This window comes from Duganella sp. SG902, assembly GCF_013376005.1.
Classification (GTDB): Bacteria; Pseudomonadota; Gammaproteobacteria; order Burkholderiales; family Burkholderiaceae_D; genus Rugamonas.
On record NZ_JABMJK010000024.1, the window covers coordinates 44,825 to 65,530 of the forward strand.

At 64.5% G+C, this 20,706-nt stretch carries 14 protein-coding genes, 1 pseudogene and 2 riboswitches; of the genes and pseudogenes, 7 read left to right on the top strand and 8 right to left on the bottom strand.

The window, feature by feature from the left end; all coding sequences use genetic code 11:
- Positions 1–3: 3 nt before the first annotated feature.
- From def to FHW83_RS28960, 6 genes are all read right to left on the bottom strand, one after another.
- Positions 4–540: a peptide deformylase gene (def, locus tag FHW83_RS28935; RefSeq protein WP_176649821.1), complete on the bottom strand. Its 537-nt coding sequence runs from the start codon at positions 538–540 to the stop codon at positions 4–6.
- Positions 537–1,436 carry a UTP--glucose-1-phosphate uridylyltransferase GalU gene (gene galU / locus FHW83_RS28940; RefSeq protein ID WP_176649822.1) on the bottom strand — a complete coding sequence of 300 codons (900 nt, stop codon included), beginning with the start codon at positions 1,434–1,436 and terminating at the stop codon, positions 537–539. The genes def and galU overlap by 4 nt, the downstream gene beginning before the upstream one ends.
- 2 nt (positions 1,437–1,438) lie before the next feature.
- A complete protein-coding gene (gene ligA / locus FHW83_RS28945; RefSeq protein ID WP_176649823.1) occupies positions 1,439–3,775 on the bottom strand; it encodes an NAD-dependent DNA ligase LigA in 2,337 nt (778 codons plus the stop codon).
- A 12-nt stretch (positions 3,776–3,787) separates the two neighbouring features.
- Complete coding sequence (locus FHW83_RS28950) at positions 3,788–4,936, bottom strand: cell division protein ZipA C-terminal FtsZ-binding domain-containing protein (RefSeq protein WP_176649824.1); 1,149 nt, start codon at positions 4,934–4,936, stop codon at positions 3,788–3,790.
- On the bottom strand, positions 4,933–8,460 hold the full coding sequence (smc, locus tag FHW83_RS28955) for a chromosome segregation protein SMC (RefSeq protein WP_176649825.1): 3,528 nt from the start codon (positions 8,458–8,460) through the stop codon (positions 4,933–4,935). Before smc ends, FHW83_RS28950 begins: the two co-directional genes overlap by 4 nt.
- 91 nt (positions 8,461–8,551) lie before the next feature.
- Complete coding sequence (locus FHW83_RS28960; protein WP_176649826.1) at positions 8,552–9,184, bottom strand: phosphatase PAP2 family protein; 633 nt, start codon at positions 9,182–9,184, stop codon at positions 8,552–8,554.
- A 112-nt stretch (positions 9,185–9,296) separates the two neighbouring features.
- On the opposite strand from FHW83_RS28960, the gene FHW83_RS28965 reads away from it, so the two are divergent.
- On the top strand, positions 9,297–9,896 hold the full coding sequence (locus tag FHW83_RS28965; RefSeq protein WP_176649827.1) for a glutathione S-transferase family protein: 600 nt from the start codon (positions 9,297–9,299) through the stop codon (positions 9,894–9,896).
- Here FHW83_RS28965 and FHW83_RS28970 read toward each other — a convergent pair whose 3' ends face one another.
- Positions 9,897–12,377, bottom strand: a complete 2,481-nt coding sequence (locus FHW83_RS28970; RefSeq protein WP_176649828.1) for a DUF1631 family protein — start codon at positions 12,375–12,377, stop codon at positions 9,897–9,899.
- 194 nt (positions 12,378–12,571) lie between these two features.
- On the opposite strand from FHW83_RS28970, the gene FHW83_RS28975 reads away from it, so the two are divergent.
- Both FHW83_RS28975 and FHW83_RS28980 read left to right on the top strand, forming a co-directional pair.
- Complete coding sequence (locus FHW83_RS28975) at positions 12,572–13,984, top strand: methyl-accepting chemotaxis protein (protein WP_176649829.1); 1,413 nt, start codon at positions 12,572–12,574, stop codon at positions 13,982–13,984.
- A 151-nt stretch (positions 13,985–14,135) separates the two neighbouring features.
- The gene (locus tag FHW83_RS28980; RefSeq protein ID WP_176649830.1) at positions 14,136–14,327 is read left to right on the top strand and encodes a hypothetical protein; all 192 of its coding nucleotides are present in this window, start codon (positions 14,136–14,138) and stop codon (positions 14,325–14,327) included.
- A 47-nt stretch (positions 14,328–14,374) separates the two neighbouring features.
- Here FHW83_RS28980 and FHW83_RS28985 read toward each other — a convergent pair whose 3' ends face one another.
- The gene (locus FHW83_RS28985) at positions 14,375–14,932 is read right to left on the bottom strand and encodes an ATP-dependent Clp protease proteolytic subunit (protein WP_176649831.1); all 558 of its coding nucleotides are present in this window, start codon (positions 14,930–14,932) and stop codon (positions 14,375–14,377) included.
- A 121-nt stretch (positions 14,933–15,053) separates the two neighbouring features.
- A riboswitch (glycine riboswitch) is annotated at positions 15,054–15,140 on the top strand.
- An 8-nt stretch (positions 15,141–15,148) separates the two neighbouring features.
- Positions 15,149–15,248, top strand: a riboswitch (glycine riboswitch).
- Between the two features lie 44 nt (positions 15,249–15,292).
- On the opposite strand from FHW83_RS28985, the gene gcvT reads away from it, so the two are divergent.
- The 4 genes and pseudogenes from gcvT to FHW83_RS29005 all read left to right on the top strand — a co-directional run.
- Positions 15,293–16,414, top strand: a complete 1,122-nt coding sequence (gene gcvT / locus FHW83_RS28990; protein WP_176649832.1) for a glycine cleavage system aminomethyltransferase GcvT — start codon at positions 15,293–15,295, stop codon at positions 16,412–16,414.
- Between the two features lie 33 nt (positions 16,415–16,447).
- On the top strand, positions 16,448–16,828 hold the full coding sequence (gene gcvH / locus FHW83_RS28995; protein ID WP_176649833.1) for a glycine cleavage system protein GcvH: 381 nt from the start codon (positions 16,448–16,450) through the stop codon (positions 16,826–16,828).
- A 103-nt stretch (positions 16,829–16,931) separates the two neighbouring features.
- Complete coding sequence (gcvP, locus tag FHW83_RS29000; protein WP_176649834.1) at positions 16,932–19,826, top strand: aminomethyl-transferring glycine dehydrogenase; 2,895 nt, start codon at positions 16,932–16,934, stop codon at positions 19,824–19,826.
- A 611-nt stretch (positions 19,827–20,437) separates the two neighbouring features.
- A pseudogene (locus tag FHW83_RS29005) lies at positions 20,438–20,706 on the top strand (IS110 family transposase); the annotation flags it as partial.

Sequence of the window (20,706 nt, forward strand, 5' to 3'; positions counted from 1 at the left end):
ATGTCAGTCGTCGTCGTTGGGGTCGAGGCCGGGGAACATCACCTCGGTGAAGCCGAACTTGGAGAAGTCCTTGATGCGCATCGGGTACAGCTTGCCCAACAGGTGATCCACCTCGTGCTGCACCACGCGCGCATGGAAACCGTCCACCTCGCGCTTGATCGGCTGGTTGTACTGGTCCACACCTTCGTAACGCAGCTTGACGTAGCGCGGCACGCTGCCACGCATGCCGGGCACGGACAGGCAGCCTTCGAAGGCTTCCTCCATCTCTTCCGACAATGGCGTCAGCACCGGATTGATTAATACCGTTTCCGGCACCTGCGGCGCGTCGGGATAACGCGGATTGCTCTTGAAGCCGTAGATCACCAGCTGCAGGTTGACCCCGATCTGCGGCGCCGCCAGGCCGGCACCATTGGCCGCGTGCATGGTGTCGAACATGTCGGCGATCAGCTCGCGCATGGCCGGCGTGTCGAACTCGGTCACCGGTTCGGCCACACGCAGCAGGCGCGGATCGCCCATCTTGAGGATTTCGCGGACGGTCATTTGGCCGCCCCCGTGATGTCGCACTGGATATCGCGCAGGAATTCGCAATATTCGGCGCCGGTTTCCAGGTGCTTGAGCCCCATCGCGGTGGTGGCCTTCAGATAGCCCAGCTTGGAGCCGCAGTCGTAGCGGGTGCCGTCGTAGCGATAGGCCAGCACGCGCTCGTGCTTCATCAGTTCCGCGATGCCGTCGGTCAGCTGGATCTCGCCGCCGGCGCCACTGCCGAGGTTTTCCAGATAATCGAAGATGCGCCCGGACAGCACGTAGCGCCCCACCACCGCCAGCGTGGACGGCGCATCCTCCGGCTTCGGTTTCTCGACGATGCCATGCACCAGCTCCAGCTTGGGCTGATAGCCGCTGGCGCTGACGATGCCGTACTGTCGCGTGGCCGCGCGCGGCACTTCCTGCACGGCCAGGATGCTAGAGCGCTCGTAGCCGTACAAATCGGTCATCTGCGCCAGCACCGGCTTGACGCCTTCGGCGGTGTCCATGAAGTCATCCGCCAGCAGCACGGCGAAAGGCTCGTCGCCAATCACCGGGCGAGCGCACAGCACCGCGTGGCCCAGGCCCAGCGGCTCCGACTGGCGGATGTAGATGCAGTTGACGCTCTTCGGTATCACGTTGCGCACCAACTCCAGCAACTGCTGCTTGTCGGCCGCCTCCAGTTCCGATTCCAGTTCGTAGGCCTTGTCGAAATGGTCTTCGATGGCACGCTTGTTACGGCCGGTGATGAACACCATTTCCGTGATGCCGGCCGCCACCGCCTCTTCCACCGCGTATTGAATCAGCGGCTTGTCGACGATGGGCAGCATCTCCTTCGGCTGCGCCTTGGTCGCGGGCAGAAAACGGCTGCCCAGGCCCGCGACCGGAAAAACTGCTTTTTTAATTTTTGGCATAGTTATTTTTCTTCGAGTAGTGCGAGCAATCCTGCTTCATCCAGGATGGTGACTTCCAGCTCCTGTGCCTTGGCCAGCTTGCTGCCCGCGTCCGCGCCGGCCACCAGGTAATGCGTCTTCTTCGAAACGGAACCGGACACCTTGCCGCCCTTCGCTTCGATCAGCGCGGCGGCTTGGTCGCGGCCCATGGTCGGCAAGGTGCCGGTCAGCACAAAGGTCTTGCCGGTCAGGTGGCCTTCGGAGGCGACGGTTTCCGGCAACTGAGCCAGCAGGTCTTCGCGCAGCAGATGCAGCGCCTTGACCTGTTCGCGGTTGCCCGGCTGCGCCATCCAGCTGTCCAGCGATTCGGCCACCGCCGCCGGCAGGCCGAACACATTGAACACCTGAAGATAAGCCAGCGCCTCCAATGTGACGCCTTCCTCGACCAGCTGCTTGCTGCGCGGTTCCGTCAGTTTGGGTATCGCCAGCGCGGCAAGCAGCTTGACCGGGTCGAGCTTCTCGCGCAGCTTGGCGCTCGGCGGGTGCTCGCCGGCCGGCTTGACGCCGGCGGCCAGCAGCGCGTCGATGGCTTCCTGGTTCTTTGGTTCGGCGAAGAAGTCGGCGATCGACTCGGCCACGGTGCCACCGATATCGGGCAGCACACGCAGCAGCGCCGCCGGCACACGGCGGATCAGATCGAAGCGGCCCAGCCACTCGGCCAACGTCTTGGCGGTGGACTCGCCCACATGGCGGATGCCCAGCGCGAACAACAGGCGCTCCAGCGGCGGATTCTTGCTGGCGGCGATGGCCTCCAGCAGATTGTCCGCCCACTTGGTGGCGATCTTGCCCTTGACGACGGTCTCCGGCGTGGTGCCATCGCGTTCATCGGCGAGACGCTTCATTTCCAGCAGGTCGTCCAGCGTCAGCGCATACAGGTCCGCCACGCGCTGCACCTTGCCCCATTCCACCAGGCTGTCGATGTAGCGGTCGCCCAAGCCTTCGATGTCCATCATGCGGCGGCCGGCGAAGTGGCGGATGGCTTCCTTGCGCTGCGCGGAGCAGAACAGGCCGCCGGAGCAGCGCGCGATCGCCTCGCCCTCCTCGCGCACCACGTGCGAGCCGCACACCGGGCAGGTTTTCGGCAGCTCGTAGGCCACCGTCGATTCCGGACGGCGTTCCAGCACCACCGCCAGCACTTCCGGGATGACGTCGCCGGCGCGCCGTACGATCACGGTGTCGCCCACACGCACGTCCTTGCGGCGCACCTCGTCCTCGTTGTGCAGCGTGGCGTTGGTGACGTTGACGCCGCCCACGAACACCGAGGCCAGACGGGCCACCGGCGTGATGGCGCCGGTGCGGCCGACCTGCACCTCGATCGCCTGCACCACGGTCAGCGCCTCCTCGGCCGGGAACTTGTGCGCCAGGGCGAAACGCGGCGCGCGCGAGACGAAGCCCAGCGAGCGCTGGTCTTCAAGACGATTGGCCTTGTACACCACGCCGTCGATCTCGTATGGCATGGTCGGCCGGGCCGCGCCGATCTGTTTGTAGTAGCCGATCAAACCGTCGTAGCCGCGCACCACCGTGGCTTCCTTCGCCACCGGCAGGCCAAGCTGGCGGTACCAGTCCAGCAGCGCGGAATGCGAGGCAGGCATTTCGACGCCCTCCAGCGCGCCGACGCCGTAGGCGAAGAAACTCAGCTTGCGCGATGCGGTGATGCGCGAGTCCAGCTGGCGCAGGCTGCCCGCCGCCGCGTTGCGCGGATTGACGAACTCCTTCTGACCCGCCTCGCGCTGGCGCGCGTTCATGGCCTCGAAATCCTTCTTGAACATCAGCACCTCGCCGCGCACGTCGAGGATGGCGGGCGGATTGTCGGTCTTCAGGCGCAGCGGAATGCTGCGGATGGTGCGGATGTTGGCGGTCACGTCTTCGCCGGTGTAGCCGTCGCCGCGCGTGGCCGCCTGCACCAGCAGGCCGTCCACGTAGCGCAGGTTGATGGCCAGGCCGTCGTACTTCACCTCGGCCGCGTATTCGATCAGCGCGGCGGTGTCCAGGCCCTCGCGCACGCGGCGGTCGAAGTTCTCGATATCTTCATCGGTAAAGCCGTTATTCAGCGACAGCATCGGCACCGTGTGGGTCACCTGCTCGAACTGCGGCAGCGGCGCCGCCCCCACGCGCTTGGTCGGCGAGTCGGGCAGCGCCAGCTCGGGGTGTGCTTCCTCCAGCTGTTGCAGCTCGATGAAAAGCTTGTCGTACTCCGCGTCCGGGATGGTGGGCGCGTCCTCGACGTGATAGGCGTGCAAATGCCGGTTCAGCTCCGCGCTGAGTTCAGCGATGCGCGTTTTGAAATCCACTTCCGTCATTACCGCAACCTTTTAGCTGAACAAACGCAGCGCGCGGGTGGAACCGGCCGGGATGTCGGCATCGTTCATCTCGGTGTAGAAGTCCTGTACCTGGCCGGCGATCTCGGTCAGCGCGGCGTCGGACAGCGGCTGGTTGTAATCATCGACAATGGTCGCGTCCAGGCGCGCCACCAGCGACTTGGCGCAGGCGACCATGGCGCCAAAACCGTCGCGCGCCGGCGCCACGCATGGCACGTCCAGCAGCAACGTCAGGCGCGAGGTGGTTTCCTCGGCCGGCGTGACATTGGTCGACAGCGAGAACAGGAAGCCGCCCTCGCCGTCCGGCATGACGAAGCGGCCGTCCGGACGCACATCGAAGCCCTGCTTTTCCAACGCGCCGATCAGGGTATTGACCGACCATGGCGCGCCATTGGTTTGCAGGTTGACGCCCAGCTGGGCGTCGTGACCAGCGACGAAGCGGTGCAGGTTGCGCGCCTCGGCCATCACCTCCATCATGTCCGGCACGGCCGGTTCGGCGCCGATTTCGTCGGCCATGGCGCGCAGGCGCGTCACCAGTTCCGAGTATTCCAGTTCATTCAATGCCGTGCTGCGGCTGGCCAGCTGCACGCCGCCCTGCAGTTCGGTGTAGACGCCGCCGTGGGTGATCGGTTCCCAGTCGCCGCTGACGGCCTTGCCGATGAAGTGCACCGGCTTGTTGCCGACCATGCGCAGGGTTTGCAGCACCGGCAGCAGCTTGTCGCCGCGCGCCGGCGCTTCCAGCGCCAGCGGCAGCAGGCAGTCGATCAGCGGATCGACCAGCGCCGTGGCCTGTTCCGCCGCCGCCGCCGACGCGGCGTTGGCGCGCGCGGCCAGTTCGTCGTCGCTGGCCGGCTTGCCGGATTCGTCGTCGGTGCTGAATTCCGCCGCCATCGCGCTCAACGCGGCGGCCGCCACGGACGCTTCGCCGCCGGCCAGGCCGGGCGTCGCGCTGTCGAGCGAGAAGCTGGGCTCCTGACGGGCGACCGGCTCGTCGCCGCTGCGCATCAGCACATCGTCATGGTCGGACGAGAAGGCGCGTTCCACGCTTTTCTTGGCCTTGTATTCCTGGATTTTGTTGTACGTGAAGACACCGGCGACAAATACGCCGGCGGCCGCGATTAAACTGAGTTGAAGATCTGTCATGCTGCTTGAGCCTCGGAAGCGAAGTTTGCGGCGGATTCCATATCCACCGCCACGATGCGCGATACACCTTGTTCCTGCATCGTCACACCGATCAGTTGATTGGCCATCTCCATCGCAATCTTGTTGTGCGAGATGAAGAGGAATTGGGTCTGGTCAGACATGCGCTTGACCATCCGGCAGAATCGCTCGGTATTGGCGTCATCCAGCGGTGCGTCGACTTCATCGAGCAGGCAGAATGGCGCGGGATTCAGCCGGAACATGGAGAACACCAGCGCGGTGGCGGTCAGCGCTTTCTCACCGCCGGACAGCAGGTGAATGGTGGCGTTCTTTTTGCCCGGCGGCTGGGCCATGACCTGCACGCCGGAGTCCAGGATTTCGTCGCCGGTCATGATCAACTTGGCCTGGCCGCCGCCGAACAGGATCGGGAACAGTTCGGAGAAGTGGCCGTTGACGCGGTCGAAGGTGTCCTGCAGCAGATCGCGCGTTTCCTTGTCGATCTTGGTGATGGCATCTTCCAGCGTGGTGATGGCTTCCTGCAGGTCCGCGTTCTGCGAATCGAGGAAGTTCTTGCGCTCGGAAGCGGTGGCCAGTTCGTCCAGCGCCGCCAGGTTGACCGCGCCCAGCGCGGCGATGGCGTTGGTCAGGCGCGTTACCTCGCCCTGCAGGTAGGATGCCTTCATGTCCGGATGCAGCTTCTCGGCCAGCGCCGCCTCGTCGGCCTGCACCTCGGCCAGCTGCGCGGCGAACTGCTCCTGGTTCAGGCGCGCGGCCTGCTCCTTCAGTTGCAGCTCCATGATCTTGTCGCGCTGCGGTTGCAGCGCGCGCTCGGTCGACATGCGGCCTTCCTCGAACATGCGCAACTGCTGGGCGATCTGGTCGAGTTCATGGCGCGCGTCGGACAGCGCCTTTTCCTGCGTGGTACGACGGTCCAGCAGTTCCTGCAAGCCGTCGTTGGCCGTGCCCTGCTCCAGGCCTTCCAGCTCCATGCGGCCGGATTCGATGCTCTCGTTGACCTGCGCCACCTGCGCATTGGCGGTGGCGATATTGCGGCGCAGTTCCTCGATCTTGCTGCGCTGGGTCTTCTCCGCGAACTGCACTTCCTGCGCGGCGCGTTCCAGGTCGCGCAAGGCTTCGCGGGCGTCGGCCAGGCGCTGTTCCTTGGCCAGGAAATCGGTCTGGCCGTCCTCATGCTCGCCTTGCAGGTTGCCGAGTTCCATATCCAGCTGCTCGAACTTCTCTTCCGACTCCAGCTTGATCTGGGTTTGCTCTTCCTCCTGCGCCGCGATTTCGGCCAGGTCGGTTTCGATCTGCGTGCTGCGCTGGTTGTAGCGCGCCTCGATCTCGGACAGCTTGACCACCTCCAGCTGCAGCGTATGCACCGACGATTGCAGGCTTTGCAGCTTGGCGCGGTACTCGGTCAGGCGGCGCGTCAGTTCCGTCACGGCGGCGTCGGCGCGCACCGAACGGGCGCGCGCCTCGTCGGCCAGCATCTGCTGCGCGCGCAGCTGCTTGGTGATGTTGTCGATTTCCTGCTGGCGGCCCAGCATGCCGTCCTGTTCGGAGTCGGCGGCGTAGAAACGCACGCTGCCCTGCGTGACCACGTGGCCCTGGCGCGTGATGATGGAACCGCCGGCCGGCAGCTTGGCGCGATCCGCGAACGCCTCGGCCGTGTCGTCGGCCACGTAGACGTTGTGCAGCCAGTCCTGCAGCAGGCCGCGCAGGCCAGGATCGTTGATCTTCAACAGATTCAGGAACGGCTTGAGGCCCGGCGCTTCCACCGGCGCCGGCGGCACGGCGGTCGATGGCGCATACAGCGCCAGCTTGGCCGGCGGCGCGTCGCTGAAGAAGGCCTTGGCCCATTCGATGTTCGACATCTGCAGCGCCGAGGTGCGCTCGCGCAGCACCGACTCCAGCGCCGGCTCCCAGCCCGCCTCGATGTTCAGTTTCTGCCACAGGCGCGGCAGCGATTCCAGCTCGTGCTTTTGCAGCCACGGGGTGACCTTGCCCTGCGTTTGCACGCGCTCCTGCAACTGGCGCAGCGCGTTCAGGCGCGCCTCCAGCTGGGCGTTGGCGGCGGTTTCGGCGTTGACCTGCTGCTGCGCCTCCTGGCGCTCCTGTTCCAGCTTGGGTTGCTGCTCCAGCGCTTCCTCCAGCAGGAAGCTTTGCTCTTCCAGCGCCTGCTGTTTTTCCTCCAGCTGCATGCGCAGATTGGCCAGATGCGCGCTGTCCGGCAAACTCAAACCGCTCTTTTCCTGTTGCAGGCGCTCGCGCCGCACGGCCAGGCCGTTCAGGATATTGTTGGCGTTGCGCTGATGCGCCGACTCCAGCTCCAGCTGCTGCTGCGCCTGCATAATGCGCGCGCGCGACTCGGTGCTCCTGGTCTGCGCTTCCTTCCACGCCTGTTCCAGCATCGGCAGCGACTCGGCCTTCTGCTCGGCCATGACCTGCGATTCCTCGACCTTGGCGCTCAGCTCTTCCAGCGTGAACTCGGCTTCCTCGATTTGCTCGCCGGCCTCGCTGGCCTGGCGCTGCCACTGGTCGCGCTGCGCGGTCAACGCCGCCAGCTGCGCCTGCAAACGGCCGCGCGATTCGACCACGAACTTGATCTGCGCCTCCAGGCTGCCGATTTCGGCGTTGGTCTGGTACAGCGCGCCCTGCGCCGTGTGCAGGCGGTCGCCGGCGGCAAAGTGCGACTGGCGCATCTGCTCCAGCGACAGCTCGACGTTACGCAGCTTGGCGGTTTGCTCTTCCAGATCGTTTTGCGCCTGCTCGACTTCGCGGAAGTATTTTTTCTGCTCGTTCTCGGCCTCCACCTTGCGCAGCAGCCAAAGCAGCTTTTGCTTCTCTTCCTGATCCGCCTGCAGCTGGTGGAACTTGGTGGCGACGGCGGCCTGGCCCTCCAGCTTTTCCAGATTCGAATTCAACTCGCGCAGGATATCCTCCACCCGCAGCAGGTTCTCGCGCGTGTCGTGCAGGCGGTTTTCGGTCTCCCGGCGGCGTTCCTTGTATTTCGAGACGCCGGCGGCCTCCTCCAGGAACACCCTCAGCTCCTCCGGGCGCGACTCGATGATCCGCGAGATCATGCCCTGCCCGATAATCGCGTAGGCGCGCGGACCGAGGCCGGTGCCGAGGAAAATATCCTGGATGTCGCGCCGGCGCACCGGCTGGCCGTTGATGTAGTAGGTGGAGGTGCCGTCGCGCGTCAATGTGCGCTTGACGGCGATTTCGGCATACTGGCCCCACTGGCCGGCGGCCTTGCCGGCATTGTTGTCAAACACCAGCTCCACCGACGCCCGTCCGGCCGGCTTGCGGTTGGTCGAGCCGTTGAAAATGACGTCCTGCATGGACTCGCCGCGCAGCTCGGAGGCTTTGGATTCGCCCAGCACCCAGCGCACCGCGTCGATGATGTTCGACTTGCCGCAACCGTTGGGACCTACCACGCCAACCAACTGACCCGGCACCTGGAAATTGGTGGGATCAACGAAAGACTTAAATCCCGACAATTTGATGGAGGATAGACGCACGTTGTTATCTGGTGTGTGGGCTGGACAAGTTCACAATAATACCATTTTGCGCATCGACCAAGGCCGGAAAACATGCAACGTTGCAGCGCCGTCAATCCAGCCGCGACTGCGGCAGGCGCCACATCTCCCGGGTATAGGGCTGGTCGCGGCCCGACAGGTAGAGCGCCGCCCTGGTGATCCACTGCTCGGTGGGGATGGGCTCGACGCGCGGCGCCACCAGCACGATCGGCAGGCACAGCATCACCAGGATGCGGCTCAGGGCCATGTGGTGCTCGGTGCTGGCGTAGCAGATGAACAGGCCGGCCACGGCCAGGCCGAGCAGGCAGCCGGTCAGCGCCTCGGACGGCGGGTGGGCGCGCACGTAGACGCGCGAGATGGCGATCAGCACCGCCAGCAGCACGCCCAGCGCGGTGCCCAGGTAGCGGGCCGCCGGGGCGGACATGGAACGGGTGGCGAGGTAGCCGGCCACCGGGAACACGGCGGCGGCGCGCATGGCGTGGCCGCTGAAGCCGGCGAATTCGACCGAGGCCACGCCCACGCCCCAGCCGATGAACGCCATCTTGGTCGCCACCACCAGCGCCATGCCGGCGCCGAACAGCGCCAGCCAGATGGCGGTCAGGCGCCAGGATTTGCCGGCAAGCAGCCAGACCACGATCGCCACGCCGATCGGACCGGTGACCGCCATGCTGCCAATCACACTCAACCAATGCCACCACATCATCATAGACCGCCTGCTCCTTGTATTCCGCACTGCAGCATGCATTAAAGCACACGCGCGCCGATCATGGCGATCTTTTTCCTTAAGGCAATATTAAGCATTGTGGCATACTGGCGGCATGCTGAAAATATACGGAAAATCAACCTCGATCAACGTGCGCAAGGTGTTGTGGACTTGCGCGGAAATCGGTCTGCCCTACGCGCTGGAGCAGCAAAGCGACGCGCATAGGGCACTCAATCCCAATGGTTTGGTGCCGGTCATCGTCGATGACGGGCAGGCGCTGTGGGAATCCAACTCCATCTGCCGCTACCTGGCCGGCAAGCATGGGCGCACGGACCTGCTGCCGGCGGAGCCGATGGCGCGCGCGCAGGTGGAAAAATGGATGGACTGGCAGGCCACGGAGCTGAACACCTCGTGGCGCTACGCCTTCATGGGACTGGTGCGCGGCAGCGCGGCCCACAGCGACGCCCAAGCCATCGCCGCCAGCGCGGCCGAATGGAACCGGCTGATGACGCTGCTGGACGCGCAACTCGCGTCGACCGGCGCCTACGTGGCCGGCGGCCAGTTCACCCTGGCCGACATCGCGCTGGGCCTGTCGCTGAACCGCTGGCTGTCCACGCCCATCGAGCACCCGGCACTGCCAGCGCTGCAAGCCTGGTCCAACCGCTTATCCACCCGCCCCGCCTACCTCCTCCACGGCGCCAACGGCGTGCCCTGATTAGCCGGCCGCGGCCGGTGCGGAGATCGAAGGATCGTTGTCGGCGCTGCGGGCCAGTGCTTCGCTGAGGGCGACCGTGACCACGCCTTCCGCGCGCACCACTGCGGCGCTGCCTTCACGGAAGCGCCTGGCCAGCTCCTCGCCGGCCATGGAGAACGCCTCCTGCCGCGCGGCGGTCGAGAAGATGTAGAGCGTGCGGCGCGGGCTGATCCACGCCAGTTTGACTTTGCGGCTGGCTCCCTCCTCGTCCGTGAATTCCAGCCACATGCCGCGCGTCAGGCTGTCGACTTCGATGATGGCGTCTTCCTCGTCCTCGTCCGGCGGCGGCTGTTCGGCGCGGACTTTTTCCTCGGCCTCCGCCTTGGCTTGCAGTTGCAGACGGCGCTCGGCGGCCTGCTGGGCGACCTGCATGGAGATTTCCAGCTGCCGTTCGGGCGACATTTCCAGCGGCGCGCGCACGATGGAAGCGTGGCATTCGGCCAGCTCGGCAAAGAACTGCAGACGGTCGGCGTCCTGCCACTTGATGACGTCCAGCCACTTGTTCAGCGTTGACAGCAGCCCGGGCAGCTTGGCGATCAGTTGCTTGCGCTCCTCTGGCTTGACCTTGGGCCGCACGCTCCAGATCAGGTCGTCCATGGCCCGGGTGGCGTTGTTGACCGCGCCCGGCTTCTCGTCCTCGATGCTGTAGGCGATGGTCAGCACCGAGACCCAGCGCTGTTCGAGGAAGGCCTCCACCACGGCGATCACCTCGCCGGTACCGATGCGCAGGGCGACGGAGTTCTTGGCCAGCTTCTGCGATTCGGCCATTTTTTCCTGCTTGAGCGCGGCGGCGATCGGCGCGGCGATGGCGGCGGCGGCGGCTTTTTCCTCGGCCTGAATCGAGGCCTCAAGTTCGTTGACTGCTTCGGTGAAGACGGACAGCTCCTGCTCGTAGTCGCGGCCGACGCGGTCGACGCTGCGCTGCATGGCCTGGAACAGCGGGTCGTCCGGTCCCTTGCGCTGCTCCCAGCCCATGCGCGACAACAGCTCCAGCAAGCGGCGCGCCGGGTGCGCTTCCTGGAAGAAGAAGTTCTTGTCGACCAGCGCGGCTTTCAGCACCGGGATTTGCAGGAAGCGGATCAGCTCGCGGATTTCCGGCGAGATGCCCGGATCGCGGAACACGGTGTCGAACACGGCGGACAGCAGGTCGATGGTGCTTTCATCGGCGCGCGACAGGCTGCCTTGCGGCATGCTTTGCTTGAGGTTCGGCAGATAGAAGACATTGGCCGGGGTCCCGGACGGCTGGCTTGGCAAGGTCTTTTGCAACTGGGCGAGATAGGACAGCAAGGGCTGTTTGGCGCCGATTTGCGCGGCAAGCTGAGCCCCCTCATTGGTCGTCGCGCCGACGTGGAAGCCTTGCGCCGCGCCGTGCACCCACGCCCCGCCCGGCGCCACCGGGACGCCCGGCTGGACCGCGACGAAACCGCCGGCCGGCACCGCACCGCCACCGGCCGCGCCGGGGACCAGGCCGGCCGCCGCCCCGGCCGCGCCCCCAGTCATGCCGGCCGCGGCTGCCGCGCCGACGGCGCGTGCGCGATCGGTGTTGGGCACCCAAGTGCTGCCGGCCGACAGCGCGGCGGCCGGCAGATCGGGAATACTCAGGTCGACGCCCTGCAGCATGCCGCTGGCGATACCGTCGACGATCTGCCCCGCCGCCGATCCCGCCACGTCGCTGGACGCAAAGAACTGCCGCAACTGCTGCGCCAGCGCGGCCTGGTTGGTGCGCGCCTTGTTCGCTCCTTCCTTGCGGGCGTCCGTCCGGCGGCGCTTGTAGCCATCCACCGAGCCCGGCAGCACGCCCTTGCTCTGCAACGCCAGGCTCAGCGCCTCCAGCATCGGCCCCAGCTCGATAAACATGCCCGGCTTGAGCAACGGCTGCAGCAATCCCGCCGATTCCTCCTCCGGATCGAACTCTGCCCACGCCTGCTGCAGGGCCACCAGGAACACCTCGGGCCGGAACGGATTCTGGTTCACGCGCAGGATGTCACGCTCCAGCAGGAAAGCCAGGCGCACGTTCAGCGTTTGCAACTGGTCCGCGTACAAGGTTTCGAACGGCTTGCTGACGCCGCTCAGGGCCACCTTGTTGTCCATCTCCTCGAACGGCACCAGCGACAAGGCCAGCCCGGCCTCGCGCGCGGCCGGCCTGACGGCGGGTGCCAGGTCGGCAATCTCGCGCCGCAGGGCTTTCTCCAGCGTGGTGGTGGCCAGGTGCAGGAAGGCGAAATTGCGGTTGCGCAGCTGGTTGCCGGCGCGCAGGCGCTGCTGGATCTGGCGCGCGTCGCCGTCGGTGGCATCGATCAGCGCCCCGGCCAGCTTGTTGGCCAGATCCAGGTACTGATCGCCCGCCTGCTTGACGGCGATGCCGATCAGCTCTTCCAACAGGGCATGCCGCGGCGACACCGTCTTTTTCGGCGTGGCGGCAGTGGTGGAAGTTGCAATCATCGGCGGACCTGCTCGGCTATATCGTCTTTATCCAGTATTGTTGCACGGCATTTCTACAAAGCAATACCACGAAACCAAGAATGTGCAATATTTCGCGTATTTTGCTGACTTTCAGCAACTTTGACGCGGCTCAAATAGCAAGATTGAGGTTTCCTTAAGATCGAAAACTCACGCCTCCGCCCTCAAGGAACCCCATGAAAATCCTGCACAACCTGGAAATCTCCAGCAAGCTGCTGGCCGCCTTCGCCCTCGTGCTCTGCCTGACAGCGTTGCTGGGCCTGAACGCCCTCGCGCGCATGCATGAGATTAGCGAAGTGACGACTGAATTGTCCGGCAAATGGCTGCCGCAGGCCAGCACCATCCTGTCGTCCCGCGGCGACACCACGGCCGATGAGGCCGAGCGGCTCAAGGCGTTGAACCTGCAAATGAGCAAGCTGCTGGTCAGCGCCATGCAGGCCAACCAGGACGCGGCGCAGCAGACCGAACAACTGTACAACGGCGCCCGCATAATGACCTTCAGCCTGCTGGCGATGCTGGTCTGCGGCGGGGCGCTGCTGGCCTTGTGGGTGGCGCGCTCGATCTCCTCGCCATTGCGGCAGGCCATGCTGATGGCGCAACGGATCGCCGATGGCGACCTCGGCACGCGCATCGGGCCGCAGCCGCCGAACCAGACCGGCAAGCTGCTGCAAGCCATGCAGCACATGAACAACAGCTTGCTTGGCATCGTGGCGCAGGTGCGGAGCGGCGCGCGCGCCATCGGCGGCGCGGCGGCGGAGATCGCCGACGGCAACCAGGACCTGTCGGCGCGCACCGAGCAGCAGGCCTCGGCGCTGGAAGAGACGGCCTCCTCCATGGAACAGCTGACCGCGACCGTGCGCCAAAACGCCGGGCACGCGGTGGAAGCCAACAAGCTGGCCTTGTCGGCCTCAGCCATCGCGGTGCGCGGCGGCGACGACGTGGCGCAGGTGGTCGGCACCATGGCCTCCATCAACGACAGCTCGAAGAAGATCGCCGAGATCATCGGCGTGATCGACGGGATCGCGTTCCAGACCAATATCCTGGCCTTGAACGCGGCGGTGGAGGCGGCCCGGGCCGGCGAGCAAGGGCGCGGTTTCGCGGTGGTGGCGTCCGAGGTGCGCAGCCTGGCGCAGCGCAGCGCGGCGGCCGCCAAGGAAATCAAGGAACTGATCGACGACTCGGTCGACAAGGTGGCGCGCGGCACGCAACTGGCCGACCAGGCGCGCAAGACCATGGACGAGGTGGTCGGCAGCGTCAAGCAGGTGACCGGCCTGATTGGTGAAATCGCCGACGCCAGCGCCGAGCAGACCGCCGGGCTGGAGCAGGTGAATCAGGCGATCTCGGCGATGGATCAGGCCACCCAGCAGAACGCGGCGCTGGTCGAGCAGGCCGCGGCGGCGGCCGACGCCATGCGCGGCGAGACCGGCAAGCTGAACGCGGCCATCAGCGTGTTCGCGGCCAAGGCGCCCGACAGCGCGCCTTCCGACGGCGGGCAAGCGCCCCGCTCAACGCCGCCAGCGCGCATGCCGCCCGCCCTGCCGCGTCCGGCGCGCGCCGAGCGCAAGGAAGTGGAATGGGAGGAGTTTTAAACGAGGCTTTTCGGCGGCGGCCGGCAAGCCATGCTCCTACACGCCTGCTAGCGGAACTCCGATAGCGATCACCCGGCTGACAACGCATCATTGCCCCACCAGAAACGCAACCACGTCTCTGGCGTTCTTTCACTTTCGAAAAGGAATCAAAATGAACGCGAATCAAAAAGGTGGCAGTAGCAAACAGGGCTCCAACCAGGGCAGCAGCAAGCAGTCGGGCGGAGCCGGCTCGTCCAGCGGATCGCGCAGCGGCGGCACCCAGGGCGGCACCCACGAGCAGCACGTCGAGGCAGGCCGTCAAAGCCACAAGAACGACGGCAACAAGAAGTCCGGCAACCGCTAAGCACAAGGCAGCGGAAAATGCGGCGCCGCGCGCGCCGCATTGCCGCGTCAGATATTGGTCACACGCTGGCCACCAGGCGGCACGAAATCCTCCACGCCATTGATCAAGCCCACCTTCAAGGCCTCCCCGGCGGTCAGGTGCAGGTCGGAATATTCGTGGGTGCGCCAATGGTCTTCGGTCAGCTCGACATGATTGCGCAGGATTTGCTCGGTGCGGGCGTCATCGGCCTGCAGGCCCTCGACGATGATGCGCAGTGCGTCCGGACGGGCGCCATGCGGCGCGCTGGCGTGCGACTTGTGCACCATGAAGCGGGCGGTGTCGCTGGCATAGCGCTCGGCGCCGGCCAGGAACAGGATCACGGCGATGGAGGCCACGGCGCCGGCGTTGTAGGTGACGATCTTGATCGGCAGCTTGCTCAGGTAGTTGTACAGGCAGATACCGTCGCTGACATAGCCGCCGTTCGACTGGATCAGGATGTGGGCGGTGGTGATGCGGTCTTCGGTCATGTCGGCGACCGCGTCGAACACGCGGCGCACCATGTCGCTGTTGACGTCACCGGACAGCGTGAACCATGCATGTCCGTCGTAGTTTTGATCTTGGCTCATCGGTGGGCTCTCGAAATAGTGTGATTTATTCTAGCAAATTGTTGCTTCGGCAGCTTTTCCGCTTCCCATTCGTGCGCAGCCCGGCAAGATTGACATTCAGGCCCTTCTGGCATATATTCCCGAGTCTTGATCGGGAGAGGGCAAACCAGCTTTGCCGCCGAAGGGGCACTACCCAAAAACTCTCAGGCAAAAGGACCGGTCAGGGGGCCCAGAATGGGCTCAAACTCTGGAGAGAGATTGCGGCGCAATCCACCGAAGGGGCGTGCGGGATGTTCATCCCCGCTATCTCTCAGGTACCAAGGACAGAGGGGTTTTGGAATCGTAGGCATTCCCGTTAACCTCTTTCGTTTGGACCGTACCATGACGCTCAAAGCCACCCCACTCAATAACGCACACCGCGCAGCCGGCGCCCGCATGGTCGATTTCGGCGGCTGGGACATGCCGGTCAACTACGGTTCGCAAATCGAAGAGCACAACGCCGTGCGCACCGACGTCGGCATGTTCGACGTGGCCCACATGTGCGTGGTCGACATCAAGGGCGACAAGGCGCGCGCCTTCCTGCGCGGCCTGCTGGCCAACAACGTCGACAAGCTGCAGGTGTCGGGCAAGGCGCTCTACTCCTGCATGCTCAATTCAGAGGGCACCGTCATCGACGATCTGATCGTCTACTTCATCAACGAGAGCTGGTTCCGCCTGGTGGTCAACGCCGGCACCGCCGAGAAGGACGTGGCGTGGATGCGGAAACAGAACGAGGCCACCGGCTCGGGTCTGACCATCACCCAGCGCCGCGACGGCGCCGACGCGATGGCGCTGATCGCCGTGCAAGGCCCGAACGCCCGCGCCAAGGTGTGGGAAGTGATCCCTGAATCGAAACAAGCCACCGCCGAGATGAAGCCGTTCAACGTGGCCTTCGCGCAGAGCGCGGCCTATGGCGAGGCGATGATCGCCCGTACCGGCTACACCGGCGAAGACGGCTTTGAAATCGGCGTATCGGCCGACAAGGCCGAGCAGCTGTGGAACGCGCTGGCCGCCGCCGGCGTCAAGCCGGCCGGCCTGGGCGCGCGCGACACCCTGCGCCTGGAAGCCGGCATGAACCTGTACGGCCAGGACATGGACGAAACCGTGAACCCGCTGGACGCCGGCCTGGCATGGACCATCGACCTGGTGGCCGAGCGTGACTTCATCGGCAAGGCCGCGCTGCAGGCCAAGGGCCAGAACGCGCAATTCGTGGGCCTGATCCTGCGCGAAAAAGGCGGCGTGCTGCGCGCGCACCAGAAAGTCATCGTGGCCGGCACCGACGCCACCGGCGAAATCACCAGCGGCACCTTCAGCCCGACCATGCAGCAGGCTATCGCGCTGGCGCGCGTGCCGATGGGCGTGAACGTCGGCGACACCGTGCACGTGGAAATCCGCGACAAGAAGCTGGCCGCATCTGTGGTTAAATTGCCGTTCGTCCGCAACGGCAAGATCCTGGCCGTTTAATTTAGTTACCCTCACCCTCTGGAGCATTACAACATGAACATTCCTGCAGACCTGAAGTACACCGAATCCCACGAATGGGTACGCGCTGAAGCCGACGGCACCGTCACCGTGGGCATCACCGAGTACGCGCAGGATGCACTGGGCGATATCGTTTTCGTTGAGCTGCCAAAAGTCGGCAACAGCTACACCGCCGGCGACGACGCCGCCGTGGTGGAATCGGTGAAAGCCGCCAGCGACATCTACGCTCCGGTATCGGGTGAAGTGGTGGCCGTGAACGAAGACGTGGTCAACGCGCCTGAGTCGATCAACGCCGACGCTTATGCCAACTGGCTGTTCAAGATCAAGCCGGCCGACGCCAGCGCGATCGACGGCCTGCTGGACGCCGCCGCCTACGGCAAAAACATCGGCGCCTGATCGTCATTCCGGAGAAAGCCGGAATCCATAGAACGCCAGCTCAGCATGGGTTCCGGCTTTCGCCGGAACGACAGCCCTCTTCTCAAACTGCCCTCGCCCTATCATGACCCGCACCAGCCTGACCCAACTCGAAGCGCGCGACGCCTTCATCGCCCGTCACATCGGCCCAGACGCCGCCGAACAGCAGGAAATGCTGTCGGTCCTCGGCTACGCCTCGCGCGCCGCCCTGATCGACGCCATCGTGCCCGCCAACATCCGCAACAAGGCCGCCTTGCCGCTGGGCGCCTACACCCAGCCGATGCCGGAAAACGAAGCGCTGAACAAGCTGAAGAAAATCGCCTCGAAAAACAAGGTGCTCAAGTCGCTGATCGGCCAGGGCTACTACAACACGCTGACGCCGAACGTCGTCCTGCGCAACATCTTTGAAAACCCGGCCTGGTACACCGCCTACACGCCATACCAGCCGGAGATTTCGCAAGGCCGCCTGGAAGCCATCCTGAACTTCCAGCAGACCATCACCGACTTGACCGGCATGGGCATCGCCAACGCCTCCATGCTGGACGAAGGCACGGCCGCCGCCGAAGCCATGACGCTGATCCAGCGCGTGAGCAAGTCGAAATCCAACATCTTCTACGTGGCCGACGACGTGCTGCCGCAAACGCTGGAAGTGGTGCAGACCCGCGCCAAGCCGCTGGACATCATCGTTAAAGTCTTCCACCCGGCCGAACTGGCCGGCATCGGCGAATGCTTCGGCGTGCTGCTGCAGTACCCGGGCGTGAACGGCAATGTGCGCGACTACAAGGCCGACGTCGAAACCATCAAGGCCAAGGGCGCGATGGTGGTAGCCGCCGCCGACCTGCTGGCGCTGACCATGCTGACGCCACCGGGCGAATGGGGCGCCGACGTCGTCGTCGGCAACTCCCAGCGCTTCGGCGTACCGCTGGGCTTTGGCGGCCCGCACGCCGGCTACATGGCCACCCGCGATGAATTCAAACGCTCGATGCCGGGCCGCCTGGTGGGCGTGACCATCGACGCACAAGGCAACAAGGCCTACCGCCTGGCGCTGCAAACCCGCGAACAGCACATCCGCCGCGAAAAAGCCACCTCCAACATCTGCACCGCGCAGGTGCTGCTGGCGGTGATGGCGTCGATGTACGCCGTCTACCACGGTCCGCAAGGCCTGCTGCAGATCGCCAAGCGCGTGCACCGCCTGACCGGCGTGCTGGCCGCGAACCTGAAGACCCTGGGCTACACCATCACCAACGACAGCTGGTTCGACACCCTCACCGTCAACGTGAAGAACGCCGAACAGCTGCACGCATCGGCGCACTCGCACGGCGTCAACCTGCGCGTGATCGACGCTACCCACGTCGGCGTGTCGCTGGACGAAACCACCACCCGCGAAGACATCGCCCTGCTGTGGACCGTGTTCTCGCATCCGGTCGGCGGCCCGGCGCACGGCCCGGACTTCGACACCGTGGAAGCGGCCGTCGAGCGCTCGTTCCCGGAATCGCTGGCCCGTACTTCGGCGTACCTGACCCACCCGGTGTTCAACCGCTATCACTCGGAAACCGAGATGCTGCGCTACCTGCGCTCGCTGGCCGACAAGGACCTGGCGCTGGACCGCACCATGATCCCGCTGGGTTCCTGCACCATGAAGCTGAACGCCACCAGCGAAATGATCCCGGTAACCTGGCCGGAATTCTCGACCATCCACCCGTTCGCGCCGGAAGCGCAAACCGTGGGCTACCGCGAAATGATCGCCTCGCTGGAAGAGATGCTGTGCGCGGTGACCGGCTACGCCGCCATCTCGCTGCAGCCTAACGCCGGCTCGCAAGGCGAATACGCCGGCCTGCTGGTGATCCAGGCCTACCACCAGTCGCGCGGCGAAGGCCACCGCAACATCTGCCTGATCCCATCGTCGGCGCACGGCACCAACCCGGCATCGGCCTCCATGGTCGGCATGCAGGTGGTGGTCACCGCCTGCGACGAAAACGGCAACGTCGACCTGGCCGACCTGAAAGCCAAGGCAGAACAGCACTCGAAGAACCTGGCCTGCGTGATGGTCACCTACCCTTCGACCCACGGCGTGTTTGAAGAAGGCATCCGCGAACTGTGCGACATCGTCCACAGCCACGGCGGCCAGGTGTACGTCGACGGCGCCAACATGAACGCGCTGGTGGGCGTGGCCGCGCCGGGCGCGTTCGGCGGCGACGTCTCGCACCTGAACCTGCACAAGACCTTCTGCATTCCGCACGGCGGTGGCGGCCCGGGCGTCGGCCCGATCGGCGTCGGCGCGCACCTGGCCAAGTTCCTGCCGAACCAGCGTTCGAACGGCTACATCCGCGACAACGCCGGCATCGGTTCGGTATCGGCCGCGCCATACGGCTCGGCGTCGATCCTGCCGATTTCGTGGATGTACATCGCCATGATGGGCGCGGAAGGCCTGACCGCCGCGACCGAAACCGCGATCCTGAACGCTAACTACATCGCCCGCCGCCTGGCGCCGCACTTCCCGGTGCTGTACTCGGGTCACGACGGTCTGGTGGCGCACGAGTGCATCATCGACCTGCGTCCGCTGCAGGATGCCACCGGCATCACCAACGAAGACGTGGCCAAGCGCCTGATGGACTTCGGCTTCCACGCGCCGACCATGTCGTTCCCGGTGCCGGGCACGCTGATGATCGAGCCGACCGAATCGGAATCGAAAGCCGAGATGGACCGCTTCATCGACGCCATGATCGCGATTCGCGGCGAAATCGCCAAAGTGGAAAGCGGCGAGTTCGACAAGCTGAACAACCCGCTGAAATTCGCGCCGCACACCGCCGAAGTGCTGACAGCCGACGTCTGGGACCGCAAGTACTCGCGTGAAGTGGCGGCGTATCCGGTGCCATCGCTGCGCAAGCAGAAATACTGGCCGCCGGTCGGCCGCGCCGACAACGTCTACGGCGACCGCAACCTGTTCTGCGGCTGCGCCCCGATGAGCGACTACGAATAAACTGGTTCGCAACCAGCCCAAAGCCCGGCCAAGCGCCGGGCTTTTTTCGTTTGGGATTGCCGAAGTGAAAATTCGCGTATTTTCCAGTTAAGCAAGATGCTATGCTCGTGCTTAACGATGGCGTTCGGCCACCAGCGGAAGCTCTGAATTTGTCTACACACAGTGAGGAAGTCATGAAAGTATTTCGTCTAATCGCGTGGTTTTATGCCCTGATCGTCCTTTTAGCGGCTAGCTTCGCTTGGTACGTCGACATTCGGCTTTTGAACGCTGGGTACGAACACATGTTGCCGGACTTCGTACTCATGTTTGTCACGCTCCCGGCCTCTCTTTCGCTCGGCCCACTGTATGACAGTTTCCCTACTTTTTTTGATAGGTCTTTTGCCCAGCTTACTTGGATTACGTTGTGTGGAGTTGGGCAGGCGAGTGCTTTATTTTTCGCAGAAAATCGGGCTTCTCGTAAACAGAAGCACATCAGTAAACCGTAATGCCGTAAAGTTGAGTTTTGGTCAGTATTCGGCCAGTAGCAATGGGATGGACTCCTCCTCACCTGTCGGCGTCTGAGTGCCTAAACTGGGAGTTACCACACAACCAGTTAAGAGAAGGAGTCCACGATGAAGATTATCCGCGTCGGCGTCGATCTGGCCAAGAACGTCTTTCAAGTGCACGGGGTGGATCGTTGCGAAAAAGTTGTTTGGCGTAAGAAGCTGGCCCGTGCAGAGTGGTTGTCGGCGCTGCTGGAGAAGATAGAGCCAGGCTGCGAGATTGGTATGGAAGCTTGTGGCGGCGCACACCATTGGGCGCGGCAATTGCAGAAACGCGGCTTCACGGTGAAGCTCATCGCGCCGCAGTTCGTCAAGCCGTACGTGAAAAGCAACAAGAA